The sequence below is a fragment of the Paraburkholderia sp. BCC1876 genome (assembly GCF_902833695.1).
In the GTDB taxonomy this organism is placed as follows: Bacteria; Pseudomonadota; Gammaproteobacteria; order Burkholderiales; family Burkholderiaceae; genus Paraburkholderia.
This window is the reverse complement of sequence record NZ_CADFGI010000112.1, coordinates 1-425: the sequence shown is the minus strand read 5'-3', so window position 1 is coordinate 425 and position 425 is coordinate 1. Positions and strand designations below refer to the sequence as shown.

General features: G+C 68.0%; 1 protein-coding gene. It reads right to left on the bottom strand.

Annotated elements, in window-relative coordinates:
• Positions 1-292, bottom strand: a 292-nt coding sequence (locus tag HWY05_RS38045) for a DUF3005 domain-containing protein (RefSeq protein ID WP_176061518.1), incomplete at its 3' end; no start/stop codon positions are given.
• Positions 293-425: the final 133 nt, after the last annotated feature.

The following is a 425-nucleotide window of genomic DNA, read 5'->3' as shown; positions in this document are numbered from 1 at the left end:
CGTTCGAATGGATCACGTTATCGCGCCAGTGCGGCGCGTCGCGATGGGCGTCGAAGCTCTTGCCGTCGACGTCGACGCAACTGTCGGAGGCGCCCATGTTGGCGTTGTCGAGCGTCGCGATGCGGCTTGCCGCGCGACGCACCGGATCGCCGTGCTCGAGCAGCGCATAACGCGCGCGGTCGATCGGCGGCAGCCCGGTCGGCATCTTCGCGGCGATCCGCTCGGGCGTGAGCCTGCGATCGGCCGCCGCCGGCTTGCCGGCTGCTTCGGTTTCCGAATGATTCTGTTCCATCGTCTCCTCCAGGTCGAAACACCGGGCGGGCGCCGGGCACGAAGCCCGGCGCTCGCCAATCGAACCGCCCGACGCGCGAGGACGCGGCCGGACTAGAACTGGTAATTGATCGACAGCTCGAACGTGGCGTTTG